Origin of the sequence: Prosthecobacter sp., from assembly GCF_044227185.1 — a bacterium.
Classification (GTDB): domain Bacteria; phylum Verrucomicrobiota; class Verrucomicrobiia; order Verrucomicrobiales; family Verrucomicrobiaceae; genus Prosthecobacter.
Map to the genome: position 1 here is coordinate 168,472 of NZ_JBGAFO010000005.1, position 12,735 is coordinate 181,206.

10 protein-coding genes are annotated in these 12,735 nt (G+C 58.8%); 5 read left to right on the forward strand and 5 right to left on the reverse strand.

Annotated features, from left to right (window positions below; all coding sequences use genetic code 11):
* Positions 1-113 precede the first annotated feature (113 nt).
* The 5 genes from ACILSQ_RS13715 (at position 114) to modA (ending at position 5,608) form a co-directional block, all read left to right on the forward strand.
* The gene (locus ACILSQ_RS13715; protein WP_395744202.1) at positions 114-1,538 is read left to right on the forward strand and encodes a DUF1501 domain-containing protein; all 1,425 of its coding nucleotides are present in this window, start codon (positions 114-116) and stop codon (positions 1,536-1,538) included.
* A 212-nt stretch (positions 1,539-1,750) separates the two neighbouring features.
* Complete coding sequence (locus ACILSQ_RS13720; protein ID WP_395744203.1) at positions 1,751-2,170, forward strand: toll/interleukin-1 receptor domain-containing protein; 420 nt, start codon at positions 1,751-1,753, stop codon at positions 2,168-2,170.
* The gene (locus tag ACILSQ_RS13725) at positions 2,167-3,060 is read left to right on the forward strand and encodes a DMT family transporter (protein WP_395744204.1); all 894 of its coding nucleotides are present in this window, start codon (positions 2,167-2,169) and stop codon (positions 3,058-3,060) included. Before ACILSQ_RS13720 ends, ACILSQ_RS13725 begins: the two co-directional genes overlap by 4 nt.
* The gene (locus ACILSQ_RS13730) at positions 3,057-3,992 is read left to right on the forward strand and encodes a hypothetical protein (RefSeq protein ID WP_395744205.1); all 936 of its coding nucleotides are present in this window, start codon (positions 3,057-3,059) and stop codon (positions 3,990-3,992) included. Before ACILSQ_RS13725 ends, ACILSQ_RS13730 begins: the two co-directional genes overlap by 4 nt.
* A 92-nt stretch (positions 3,993-4,084) precedes the next feature.
* On the forward strand, positions 4,085-5,608 hold the full coding sequence (gene modA / locus ACILSQ_RS13735) for a molybdate ABC transporter substrate-binding protein (protein WP_395744206.1): 1,524 nt from the start codon (positions 4,085-4,087) through the stop codon (positions 5,606-5,608).
* Between the two features lie 12 nt (positions 5,609-5,620).
* Here the strand turns inward: modA and ACILSQ_RS13740 are convergent, their stop codons facing one another.
* The 5 genes from ACILSQ_RS13740 to ACILSQ_RS13760 all read right to left on the reverse strand — a co-directional run bounded on the left by ACILSQ_RS13740 (position 5,621) and on the right by ACILSQ_RS13760 (position 12,711).
* Entirely contained in the window at positions 5,621-6,760 is a 1,140-nt protein-coding gene (locus ACILSQ_RS13740) for a ribonuclease D (protein WP_395744207.1), read from the reverse strand.
* On the reverse strand, positions 6,757-8,223 hold the full coding sequence (gene rho / locus ACILSQ_RS13745; protein WP_395744208.1) for a transcription termination factor Rho: 1,467 nt from the start codon (positions 8,221-8,223) through the stop codon (positions 6,757-6,759). The genes ACILSQ_RS13740 and rho overlap by 4 nt, the downstream gene beginning before the upstream one ends.
* The gene (gene coaE / locus ACILSQ_RS13750) at positions 8,220-8,822 is read right to left on the reverse strand and encodes a dephospho-CoA kinase (protein WP_395744209.1); all 603 of its coding nucleotides are present in this window, start codon (positions 8,820-8,822) and stop codon (positions 8,220-8,222) included. The genes rho and coaE overlap by 4 nt, the downstream gene beginning before the upstream one ends.
* Positions 8,823-8,953: 131 nt before the next feature.
* Positions 8,954-11,548, reverse strand: coding sequence for an Amuc_1098 family type IV pilus outer membrane protein (locus tag ACILSQ_RS13755; protein WP_395744474.1), 2,595 nt, complete (start codon positions 11,546-11,548; stop codon positions 8,954-8,956).
* A gap of 167 nt (positions 11,549-11,715) precedes the next feature.
* On the reverse strand, positions 11,716-12,711 hold the full coding sequence (locus tag ACILSQ_RS13760) for an Amuc_1099 family pilus-like system protein (protein ID WP_395744210.1): 996 nt from the start codon (positions 12,709-12,711) through the stop codon (positions 11,716-11,718).
* Between the last annotated feature and the right edge of the window lie 24 nt (positions 12,712-12,735).

The window sequence follows — 12,735 nt, forward strand, 5'->3', positions numbered from 1 at the left end:
TTCAGCACATTATTTTGGCACTCGCCGCGTGCGGGGCGGGAATACCATACAAGCCTTTCCGGAGCCTGTTAAATTCCCATTCCCAGAAACGTTCCCCTCCTGCAACCGCCACCATGAGCCCCCCCCCCTTTCCCTGTGCCGGAGCGCGCGCGCTGCATGCGCCCACGCGGCGCGAGTTTGTTTACGGTTTGGGGGCTTCGCTGGGCAGCGTGGCTTTCACCGCTCTTTCCGCCGCAGAGACTCAGGGCCCCCTGGCCCCCAAAGCCCAGCAAATTCCCGCCAAGGCCAAGAACTGCATCTTCCTCATGATGGAGGGCGGCCCCTCCCACATCGACACCTTCGATCCCAAGCCCGCTCTCGAAAAACTTCACCTCAAGGAATTCATCCGCGAAGGAAAGCAGAAGTCCGCCATGGAAAGCGGCAAGCGCTACTACGTGAAGTCTCCCTTCAAGTTCGCGCAGCACGGCCAGAGCGGCGCCTGGATGAGCGAGCCCTGGCGGCATCTCGCCGGAGTCGCCGATGAGCTCTGCTTCTTCCGCGGCTGCCAGGTCGATTCGGTGAATCACCCCACCGCCATGTACCAGATGAACTGCGGCAACCGCTTCGGTGGAGATCCCGCCATCGGCGCCTGGGTGACGTATGGCCTTGGCTCCGTGAATCAGGATCTGCCCGGCTTCGTGGTGCTGCCCGAAATCAGTTATCCTCAGGGGGGCAGCGCCAATTGGAGCAACGGCTACCTTCCCGCGCAGTTCCAAGGCACGCCGCTCCGCCCCAAAGGCTCGCCCATCCTGGATCTCCAGCCGCCCTCCGGCATCGCCTCAGACCATCAGCGCGCCAATCTTGATCTGCTCTCCAAACTCAACACCCAGCACGCCGCCGCGCACCCGTGGCACGATGAACTGCACGCGCGCATGCACAATTACGAGCTGGCCTTCCGCATGCAGACGCAGGTGCCGGAAACGCTCGATCTCGGCAAAGAAGACGAAAAGACCAAGGCCATGTACGGCATCGGCAGCGATGCCACGGACGCCTTTGGCCGCAAGTGCCTCCTCGCCCGCAAGCTCGTGGAAAAAGGCGTGCGCTTCGTCCAGCTCTACGCCGGCACCTGGGACAGCCACGACTACATTGAGCGCGCTCACGGCAATCTCATCCGCCAGGTGGACCGGCCCATCGCCGCCCTTATCAAAGATCTCAAACAACGCGGCCTGCTGGAGGACACCCTCATCGTCTGGTGCGGCGAGTTCGGCCGCACCCCGGACAATGGCGTCCGCGGCGGCACCGCCTATGGCCGCGATCATAACCCCAAGGCCATGACCATCTGGCTCGCCGGCGGCGGCTGCAAAGCCGGTCACGTCATCGGCAGCACCGACGACCGTGGCATGGAGGCCGTGGAAGACATCCATCACGTCCGCGATCTCCACGTCACTCTTCTACGCCTGCTGGGCCTGAGCGACAACAAGCTCACCTTCTACCACGCGGGGCGTTTCAAGCAGCTCAGCCAGTTCGGCGGCCAGGTGATCGAAAAATTGATCGCATAATCGGGAGAGCACATGCTTTGACGCAGGCATGGCATGACAGCATGCCATGCATATAATATGCATGCATATTATATGCATGGATCTTATTTACACACGTCATTCCACCTGCTAGAACTTTCAGGTATTTACCAGAAATTCACCCATGCCAACCACGCCCATCCGCCACGAATGACCGTAAAAGCCGTCGGTCTTGTTCCTTACGTATCCACGTCATGCCAGAGTCATTCCAATATGACGTCTTTCTCAGCCACAGCGCGAAGGACAAAGAGGTGGTGCGGCAGCTAGCGGAGCGGCTGCGGGCGGATGGGCTAAAGGTGTGGTTCGATGAATGGGTGATCAAGCCCGGCGACAGCATCCTGGCGAAGATCGAGGAGGGGCAGGAACTCTCGCGTGTGCTAGTGCTCTGCATGTCGGCCCATGCGTGCGGGGCGGACTGGGCGCAATTGGAGCCCGGCACCTTTCGATTCCGCGACCCGCTGAACCGGGAGCGCCGCTTCATTCCCCTGCGGCTCGATGATGCCCCTATCAAAAATTCCTTGGCACAATTCATTTACATCAACTGGCAGTCGGAGGATCGCGAACAGGAGTATGCGAAACTGTTGGAAGACTGCCGCCCCCCGTCAAATGGGTGATTCTCCTTTTCAGCGTCTTTTGCCTTTTGCTCGCTTCGCGGGACGCGTTCTCACATCTCCTTCTGGCTCAAGCTGTCGATCCAATAGTTTTACTGACAGTCTATTGCACGTCGGCCTGCATCTTTGCCCTTATCTTTCGCATTTGGCGCACTCGTTCTCTTGACTTTAAGAACGTATTTGTTGAACTGCCTCGCTCGCAAAAATTTCTTTTCTTAAAACTCGGAGTTGCGACTTGGATAGTTTACGTTGCTACAATCTTTGGGATTCAGTCGCTTGGAGCTGCTCCATTTAATCTGATCGATTACGGCGCGATGCCGATTCTCACGTTGCTGTCTGGAGTTGTGTTTTTGCGGGAACGTCTATCTCGTTGGCATGTATTGGGCTCAATTACCGGCTTAACTGGCTTTGCCCTTCTCACACTGGGACCATCAACCTTATCTATGACAAATTGGGATCGTGTCGGAGTATTGCTCGCCGTCGTCAGCGCCGTCTCCACTTCACTCTCTTCACTTTATCAAAAGCAGCAGATTGCATTTGGCCTCCATCCCGATGAAGTTTTGTTGTTCAGATTCCCAATTCCCGCCGTCTTGATGATTTGCTGGGTGCTGTTTCACAATGGCGTGTTACAAATCTCCAATTTACCAGCCATGTTACTGGTAGCTTTCTTCGGCGTTTTCTTGCCATTGCTGCTTTTGTGCTTTGGCTTTATGAGGGCCTCCCTCTCTCACTTTGCGTCGTTTTTGTTCTTGATTCCACTATTTACATTCGTACTCGGACCACTGCTCGTGAAAGGTGAATGGAACAAATTTATAGATCCAAGAGTTCTGTCCGGGATGACGCTAATTCTTGCCGGATATTTCGCATCAACTAAAGCAAACAAAAAAGCATGAATCAAAAGCTTACTAACTTTCTCACTATTCTTGGAGGCCTTACAGGAGTTATTTCTGCTGCACTCTCTATTGTGAAGGAGATGAACGACACTTATCAATTTATCCTTCCGTCTTGGATTGTTATACTACTATCTTTGGCGCTTGTTGTTACAATGATCAAACTCCAATGGGCACACCACATATCTTCGTGGATTGAGTGGCTCAATAGAAAAATAGCGCACTATCGTCCAACGATGATACTTGGAGTGCTTGTCATTTCGCTGATGATCCTTGGAATTTCTTGTTACCTCATGGTATCACTTCGTCAAGTTGCTGATCTTAGCGGGACGCGCTTTGTCGGCAGGTTTCCAGAGAATATGATCGAAATAAATAAATTGGTTAAGGAGGCCCGGAATGAGCTGATAATCGTAGGTGACCAGATTGCATACGGAGCGTTCTCCCAACCGAAAGAGCACTCTCAATATTTAAGCAACCTAATTGAAGCTTCAGAAAAGAATAACTTTTCAACAAAGATTATGTCTTACGAAACTTCGATCGCAAAGCAAGCGGTCAAAACCCAATTAGGTCTTAAAAATGACGAGGATAGTTTAAACCCAGAACTCAAAACCAAAGCGAAAGCTTGGCTAGAGTTGACGGAAAACAGTTACTATGACAAGCGCTCTCCCGAGACGGTTACCGATTTTGTTAGTTTGCTGGCGTGGAAAAACGAATCTGTGAGAAAAACGTTGAGTAGTCGAAAATTATGTCTAATCAAATTTCTTGAAGAAAAGGTTCCTGTGTTTTTTTGGATGGCCGATGGAAACCGAGCGGTGTTCTCATTTTATGCTCGCGACGAAAGCAACAATCCAACAGAAGTTTCTTTCTTCACCAACGATGCAAACACAATCGAAATATTGAAACTTATTTATTTAAACAATTGGTCTAAGCAATGACTTGCGCCACCCGCTGAATTTTCTCCTGGCAGACTACGTCTTGAATGAAAAGTTTGCGCGACGGCGGGCGAATGAGGCGTTATTCGTACGCGATGCTGAAGAAACTCATCCTCGTTCTCTGCCTCGGAGCCGCCGCCGGTGCCGCCTGGGTGGCCCTGAAGCCCGCCAAACCCAGTTCCCCGCCTCTCACCGTCTTTTGCGCGGCGGGCATTAAGAAGCCGGTGGAGGAAATCGCCGCTGCTTACCAAAAGGAAACCGGCATCGAAGTCCGCCTGCAATACGGCGGTACTGGCACCCTGCTCAGCCAGCTCAAGCTCACCAAGCAGGGAGATCTCTTCATCGCTGCGGATGACGGCGCTCTGGCCGATGCCAAAAAGCAGGAAGTCACCCGCGAAGAATTCCGCCTGGTAAAGCAGAAACCCGTGCTCGCCGTCGCCAAAGGCAATCCCAAGCACATCGACGGCCTCGCCTCGCTGAAGGATCCCGGCATCAAGGTCGCCCTTGCCAATCCCGAAGCCGCCAGCATCGGCCGCGTGGTGAAAAAACTCCTCGGCGCAGACTGGGACGCCCTCGCCGCCAAAGCCGCCGTGATGAAACCCACCGTCACCGAAATCGCCGCAGACCTCTCCCTCGGCGCTGTCGATGCCGCCATCGTCTGGGACTCCATCGTCCCCCAGTTCAAGCTCGACATCGCCCCGCTGCCCGAACTGGCAAAACACGAAGAGCACGCCACCGCCGCCGTGCTCTCCTACAGCCAGCAGCCTGCGGAGGCTCTGCGCTTTGCCCGTTACCTCACCGCTCCGGAGAAGGGTGCCGCCGTGTTTGCAAAGCACGGTTTCACTGCCGTTCCCGGAGACAAATGGGCCGCCAGGCCAGACCTCATCATCTACAGCGGCGGCGTGAACCGCACCGCCATCGAAAAACTCCTGCAGCAGTTCGCCACCCGCGAAGGCATCACCATGACCACCGTCTTCAATGGCTGCGGCATCCTCTGCGCCTCCATGAAGACCATGGGAGACACCAGCAATCCCAAGTTCCCAGACGTCTATTACGCCTGCGATGTCTGCTTCGTCCCCCCCGTGGCCAAGGAGTTCCCTGAAGCCATCCTCCTCACCGAGGCCGAGATCGTCATCGCCGTGCCCAAGGGCAATCCCAAGGGCATCCACACCCTTGCCGATCTCGCCCGCCCCGGCCTGCGTGTGGGCCTCTGCAATGCCGAGCAGTCCACCATCGGCTTCCTGACCCACTCCATGCTGAAGTCCATGAACCTCCTGGAAAGCGTCAGCAAAAACGCCTCCTCCCAGGTCCCCACCGCCGACTTTCTCGTCAACCAGATGCGCACCGGCTCGCTCGACGCCGCCGTGGTCTATCGCATCAACATCAACAACGACAAAGAGCACTTCGATGCCGTCTCACTGCCTGCGGACAAGTCCAAGGCCGTGCAGCCCTTTGCCGTGCGCCGCGACTCCCCCTACCAGCAGATGGGGCGTCGCCTCCTCGCCTTTCTCCGCGAAAACCGCGCCAGCTTCGAGACCGCTGGCTTCGCCTGGAAAGGCGAAACCGCCCCCGTCAAAAGCGCCGACATCGTTTTGCCAGACTGGCTGAAGCAAAAGTAACTGATCTGCAGATCATTCTGCCGCCGCGGTCTGCAGCACCTGCTCCAGCCCGCTTGCCATCAGGTCATGCTGCCAGCTCATCAAATGGCTCGCCGGATTGCCATCGATGACCAGGTCTTCAATGGTGGCCCGTGACCCCAGCAGCGAAGGCTCGATCTCGAGTTCCTGCGCCACCTTCTCGCGATACGCGCACAGCTTGTCGATCTGCTCCCGCTGCGCATCGCTCAACCGGCCCTTCGTCTTCTTCGCGCGCGCCGGCCAGTCCGCCGCAGTCGAGGCCATGATGGCGGCCACAATGTCAAAAAACTCCTTCTTCCAGCGCGGCCTCCAGCCATTCGGCGGATTCAGCGGCTGCCCTGCTTCAAACTGCTCGGCATAGGCTACCATCTGCTTGTTGGACATGATCTTGAAGCAGGGCGTGTCGCGCTCTTTCGCGATGCCCTCGCGCCATTCCCACATCGCCTTCAGAATCGCCAGTCCCTTCGGGTGCAGCCGTCCGCAGCCCTGCACGCGCCAGGGGTCTTCACGCGAGACATTGTCACGCGCGGCCACATCTTCCTGCAGCGAGCGGCAGCTCTGGTGAAACCAGTCTTCCCGCCCCTTCTGCTTCAGCTCCGTCACAAACTTGTCCGCGATGGGCAGCAGGTACCGCACATCATCCACCGCATACGAAAGCATGTTTGGCGGCAGCGGCCGGCGGCTCCAGTCCGCCTTCTGCGAGGCTTTGCACAGGTCCAGGTCAAAGGCGTTCTTCACCAGCGCCGCCAGTCCAAACTGCCGCGCACCCAGCAGGCGCGCCGCGATCTGCGTGTCCCGGATCACCTTCGGATTCCAGTCGTACGTCCGCCGCAGCATCGTCAGGTCATAGTCAGCCCCGTGAAACCACAGCTCATGCGCATCCAGCAGCTCCAGCAGCGCGGACACATCCGCGATCGCCAGCGGGTCCACCAGCGCATACTTCCCTGCGCAGTTCACCTGCAGCAGGCAGAGCTTTTCGTGGTAGTGGTGCAGGCTGTCCGCCTCCGTATCCAGACAGCAGCGCTTGTCCGGGCTTTCCTTCAGCCATGCGCGCATCTCCTTGAGCCATCGATCCAGATGCTCGGGCGTGTCGATGAACTCGTAGTCCGTCTGTGTTGATCCTGCCGTGCTCATTTCAGTCCCATCAGGAGGATTTCCGCATTGTTGCTGGTGCGGTTGATGTTGCGGATCAGCAGCTCCAGGGCCTCCACGGCGGGCACGGCGGCCAGTTGTTTGCGCACCTGCGTGATGCGCCGGAATTCATCCGGATGGTACAGCAAATCATCGCGCCTCGTGCCCGACTTCAGCAGGTGCAGCGCGGGATAAATCCGGCGCTCGGAGATTTCACGGTCCAGCGTGGCCTCCATGTTGCCCGTGCCCTTGAACTCCTCAAAGATCACCTCGTCCATGCGGCTCTCGGTTTCGATCAGCGCCGTCGCAATGATCGTCAGGCTGCCGCCTTCCTCCACGTTGCGCGCGGAGCCAAAAAACTTCTTGGGCTTTTGCAGCGCCTTGGTGCCCACACCACCCGCCATGTAGTTCCCGCCCTTGCTGCCCAGGGAGGCGTTGTACCCGCGCGCCAGACGCGTGATGCTGTCCAGCAGGATCACCACGTCCTTCTTCAGCTCCACCAGCCGGCAGGCGCGCTCCCGCACGATCTCCGCCACCTGGCTGTGCCGCTTCGGGCTTTCGTCAAACGTGGAGCTGTAAATCTCGCAGCCCTGCACTGTTTCCTCAAAGTCCGTCACTTCCTCCGGGCGCTCGTCCAGCAGCAGCACAATGAGCGTGATCTCCTTGTGATTTTGCGAAATGGATTTCGCGATGTCCTTCAGGATCACCGTCTTGCCGGAGCGTGGCGGCGCGCAGATCAGCCCGCGCTGCCCTTTGCCCAGCGGCGCCACGATGTCCAGAATCCGCGAGCTCACCGCGCAGGGCTTCGCCGTTTCCAGAATGATGCGCTTGTTCGGGAAGGTCGCCGTCAGCTTGTCAAACTCCGTCGGCGTCTCCCATTTGTCGATGGCCACGCCCTCCACTTGCGTGATCCGGTCGATCGCCAGATACTTGTCACGGTCCTTTGGCGCCTTGGCGATCCCGGCGATCCTCTGGCTCGGCCTCAGATTGAACTTCCGCACCAGAAACAACGGCACAAACACATCCTCCGGCAGCGGCATGAAGCTGTACTTCGGGTAGCGGATCAGCCCGTAGTTGTCCGCGCCGATCTCCAGCACCCCTTCCACCTTCAGGCGGGTCTTGTGCTCCGCCATCCATGAGCACAGGTCGTAAATGAGCTGGTGCTTCGTCCGGCTGGCATTCAGGCGGAAACCCACCTTCTCCGCCAGTTCCAGCAGGTCCGCCAGCGCGGCATTCTGCAGGTCATTGATGGAGACTTCTTCGGGAAACGGCGGCTGCGCGCCATCCGCCTTCGGCGTCTCGGCAGGCTGCTCGCAAGATTCAGCGGATGTTGGGGTCTGGGATGTGCCTTCCGGCTGCTGCTCGGCGCTCTCCGCAGGAGAGGCGGCGGCAGGGAGTGATTCCGTCACTGGCTCGGTCGTTGGGGCCTCAGTCGTGGCGGGGGATTCGGTAGATAGGTCGTTCATGCTTGCAAGAGTGGACTTGCCAGCGTCAGCACCTGGGCTTCAAGAGAGGCCAGAGTGCCATCATTCCAAATGACGGCATCTGCTCTTTCAACCTTGGCTTCGATGGGCCATTGGGCCTCCAGGAACTTGTGAACGGTCGGTTCGTCGAGCCCCCGGGTTTCCATCATCCGCCTGACCTGCACCGACCGGCTGGAAGCCACCACGATGACAAGATCTGCTGAAACTGTGCCACCAATCTCATAGTGGAGGGGGACTTCCGCAAGGAAAAGATTCGCCCCGGTCCTTTCGGCCTCCTGGCGGGCCGCCTCCAGAGCCTCCAGCACCGGCGGATGCAGCACGCCCTCCAGCTTCTTGCGCAGGGCAGTGTCCGGCAGCACCGCCTCGCGCAGCCACACGCGGTTCACCTCCCCCTGGCTCGTCAGCACCCGCGGGCCAAAGGCCGCCACCAATGCCTTCAGAGTCGCCTCTCTTTTCATCGCCTCCCCCACCGCCACGTCCGCGGAAAAGAAGCGGCACGTGAGCGGCAGCTTCTCCCGTAGCAGCGTTGCCACGGAGCTTTTGCCACAGCCCGCCCCGCCCGTGATCAGCCAAGATTTCATCGCAGTCAAAACATGCCAGCGCTCCGCCCGTCTGCAACGCCCCTCCTCTAAAACACATCAGGCAGGATGCCTGGAGCAATCCTGCCTGACGTGTGTTATTGATCCAAAGATGGGCGCGAGCGCCGCCTAACTCACGGCGGAGGCGTCACGGGTGGCAGGAGCGGGTTGGCTCCGCCTCCGGCACCAGCGCCAACAGCGGTCACTGCGTCGGTCGTGGCCGCCACCGGCGTGGCAGGCTTGATCCGCTGGCCGGACGGGTCGATCAGATGCGCCGTCACAAAGATCATCAGGTTGCGCTTGTAGTGCTGCTCTGACTCGCTCTTGAAGAGACGGCCCACGAAGGGCAGGTCACCCAGAATCGGCACTTTGTCCTGCACATCCTGCACGTCTTCGCGGATCAGGCCGCCCAGGCCCACTGTCTGGCCGTCCCAGATCGAGACCTGCGTCGTCACCTTGCGCACGGAGAACACCGGCTGGTTGATGATGTTCGGCGTGATCAGACGTTCAGGCTGCGTCAGCGGCACGTAGCCCGTCGTTCCCACCACCGTGGTACCCGCGTTGCCGAGCTGAATCGGCAGCACCGACTGGCTCGAAGGCGAAAGAATCGGGGAGCCGTAGTTGATGAACCCGTCAAACTCCACCACTTCAGGAGACAGGATCAGCTCGATCGTGTTGCCATCAGGACCCACAGTCGGCTCGGCCTCCAGCCTCACGCCCGTCTGGCGCATTTCAAAGGCCGTCGGCGTCGTCGGCGTTGCGATCTGCTGCTGGCTGCCGCCGCCGCCACCGCCCACGTTCAGACCGCCACCACCCTGAGGCAGACGCGGCGGGTCAAACTCCGTCGGGTAGATGAACTCGCGCGTGACTTCCATCGTCGCACGGGAGCCGCTCTTCGTGGTCACGCTCGGGGCGCTCATCAGGTCCACGCCTTTTTTCTGGCTCAGACCGCGGATCACGTTCTGGAACTGCGGGTCGGTGAAGATGCCCGCCGTGGAGAAGATCCCCGGAGCCACGCTCGTCGTTCCTGTGGTGGAGCCCGTGCTCAGCAGGTTGTCGATGCTGTTGTTGCTGATGGCAAACCCGCCGCTGCGGTTGCCCGAGGTGACCGGCCCGCCGCCATAGGGGAAGGGAGCCGTGGTACCCGTCGGCACCGGACCTGCGAAGGCGCCCGCCACCGGAATGGCAGGGAAGACCGTGATCGGAAGACCCGTGGCCGGGTTCGTCACCGACTGCGAAGGCGTGGTGTAAGGCGTGCTGAAGGGATAGTTGGCTGCATTGTAGGCATTGCCATTCCCCGTGCTGCCGCCACCAAAGAAAACGTTGTTGGCGTTCACACCCACACCGCCCAGAAGCCAGTCAAAGCCCAGCTCCTCGGTGTTCTTCTGCGTGACTTCCACAAACTTGGATGTGATCACCACCATCTTCGGCGCCAGCTTCGTCAGGGAATCCACATACGTTTCCACCAGGTCGAGGTTCGGCTGCGTGTTTCTCACCACCAGCTGGGAGGTCGCGGGGTTGTAGCTTGCCGAAGCACCTTCAGGGAACAGGATCCCCGCGGCTTCCAGAATCTGACGGGCGGACTTTTTCGCGCTCAGGCCGCTGCCGCCTGCAGGGGTGGCTCCGCCCGCGGCAAAGGGATCCGCCGCCGGGGCCGCCGCCGCCGGACCGCCGCCGTCGCCGGTGGAATTCAGGAAATCTGGCGGCACACGGTAGCTGCGGGTGTACTGCTCGCTGGCATTTTCAGAAATGGGCACCACGACCACGGCGTGCGCTTCAACTTTGTATTTCATCTGCGCCAGCTCGGTCACGTAGCGCAGCGCTTCAGCCATCGGCACATCCTTCAGGTCCAGGCTGATGGAGGCATTGCTCGGCGCCTCACCAGGACGCAGAATGATGTTCACACCCTTCACACCGTCAGCACCTGTGAAATTGTCCAGATCGCGGCTCTTCACACGCAGGTACTCGATGGCCTCTTCGATCGTGGCCCCCTGGAACGACACCGTCGGGAAAATGATCTTGTTCATCTTCTCCGTCAGGTAGGCCCCGGGGCTGCGTCCCGTGCCGTATTCATACGCGATCGGCGCACCCTTCAGCGGCACCTTGTCCTCCCACGTTTCAGCCACCTGCGCCAGCATCTTGGCACGCTGATGATCATACGCCGACTTGAAATATGCCATGCGCTTGCGCTCGGCATTTTCCATTCCGCGGCGCGCCGCGCTGTTGTAAGGGTCCGTCCGCAGCACATCCTGATACTGCGAAATGGCTTCATCGTATTTGCCGAGCTCCACCGAGCTGTTTCCCAGCAGCAGTCCTGCCTGCACCTTGCTCACATTGGTCACGTGCTCCGCTGTCAGCGCTGGCGGCCAGCGGTCCGGGTCGTCGAGCTGCTTCATGAAAACCAGCGCCCCCTTGTGCCCCGGAATGAGCGCGATGGCCGCCTCCAGCGCCTCACGTGCGGCCTTGTAGTTGCCGGCCTTGGCGCGCTCCTGCGCCACCACCACGCTGCAGTCCGCGTACTTCAGTTGCGCCAGGTCCAGCCAGTCCCGCGTCAGCGGGGCGTTCGGCAGCGAATCAATGGCCGATTTGTATGAGCCCAGCGCACCCTCGTAGTCACCTTCACTGAAAAGTTTGTCACCACGGTCCATTGCCGTGCGCGCATCTTCAATTCGGGCGTAGCGGCGTGCAATTTCGCGATCTGCCATGCTTGCAGGACTTTGCGCCAGCACGGACGGCGATGCCGTAGTCAGGACGAGGAGAGAAAGGTTGAAGACCAGACGGGAGGGATGGGTCATAGGGCAAACTGACAATATTTTGTGGTAAAGAATGACTACTAACAGAAGAGGGCGAACTTTGGCGAGTTAATTTTTTCAGCCGGATGAAAATACCGCGGGCCTCAGCCCTGCTTGATTTCGATCGTTTCCTTCGCGGGTTTCCCCCCCGCATCAGGAGCGATGACAGCTTTGTTTTCCTCCAGCTTGAGCAGGTGAAAGGTCTTGCCAAGGCCGGGGAGCTGGAAGGTTCCGCCCTCCTTGACCCCCGAAATCACATGCCGCTTTTTCCAGCGGAATTCGAGCTCTGCCTCGTAGTCCGCCAGATTCACTTCGGTCCCTTCCTTCAGCTCAAACTCCTTCTTCGTGGACATGTCCAGCATCTTCAGGATGTAAATCTCCTTCGGCCCAAACTTCGTCTCGGCCATCTCTTTCCGGCTGGAGAGGATCTTGAACCGCATTCCGCCGCCCTTGTCGAAGCCAAACTCCTCATTCATCGCCTTGAAGACACTTTGTTTCGTGGGAACAAGGCGCTGGATCTGGAACGTGGTGCCGTCGCTGTTGGGGTTCAGCTTCAGGATGTAGTCATGGCTGATCCGCCGCACCAGAAACAGCTTGTCGGTGAAAGGCGGCATCGAATTCGCATCCCGCGGATCCGTCTTCGCATTGAACTCCTCCAGGTTCCAGAACCCGTCATTGTCCGCATCCAGCTCCCCCACATTCGGGGAGAAAATTCCCGGCAGCTCCTGTTCCGGTGGCACCTTGGTCTTGTCGCCCACCAGGAAAACGTTCGTCATCGGCTCACGCAGCATCGGGGTCGGCAGCAGCAGGTCAAACAGCTTCCCGCCCTTCATCACCAGCATCACGGATTTGTTCAGGGGCACCCCCTTCTCGTTCCGCACCGGGGAGAGCCACGAATATTTCTTCTTCATGGTTTCGGTCGCGTCCACCACCCGCTGCGTCGCAGGGGCGTTCATGTCGTTCTTGGAGGATGCCTGCGGCAGGATCAGCCCCTCCTCAAATCCCTGGGATTCAAGAATCAGAAACACCGCCACGCCGATCGCGAGGAGGGAGGAGATGATCAGAATGGTTTTTTCGTAGTTGCCCTGTTTGTTCTGCATGGTGGCGCTTGAAGGCTGCGATTT

Bases quoted from the DNA above. Each gene is read 5' to 3' on its own strand.
- ACILSQ_RS13715 (WP_395744202.1), top strand. From the start codon at position 114: ATGAGCCCCCCCCCCTTTCCCTGTGCCGGAGCGCGCGCGCTGCATGCG.
- ACILSQ_RS13720 (WP_395744203.1), top strand. From the start codon at position 1,751: ATGCCAGAGTCATTCCAATATGACGTCTTTCTCAGCCACAGCGCGAAG.
- ACILSQ_RS13730 (WP_395744205.1), top strand. From the start codon at position 3,057: ATGAATCAAAAGCTTACTAACTTTCTCACTATTCTTGGAGGCCTTACA.
- modA (WP_395744206.1), top strand. From the start codon at position 4,085: ATGCTGAAGAAACTCATCCTCGTTCTCTGCCTCGGAGCCGCCGCCGGT.
- ACILSQ_RS13740 (WP_395744207.1), bottom strand. From the start codon at position 6,760: ATGAGCACGGCAGGATCAACACAGACGGACTACGAGTTCATCGACACG.
- rho (WP_395744208.1), bottom strand. From the start codon at position 8,223: ATGAACGACCTATCTACCGAATCCCCCGCCACGACTGAGGCCCCAACG.
- coaE (WP_395744209.1), bottom strand. From the start codon at position 8,822: ATGAAATCTTGGCTGATCACGGGCGGGGCGGGCTGTGGCAAAAGCTCC.
- ACILSQ_RS13760 (WP_395744210.1), bottom strand. From the start codon at position 12,711: ATGCAGAACAAACAGGGCAACTACGAAAAAACCATTCTGATCATCTCC.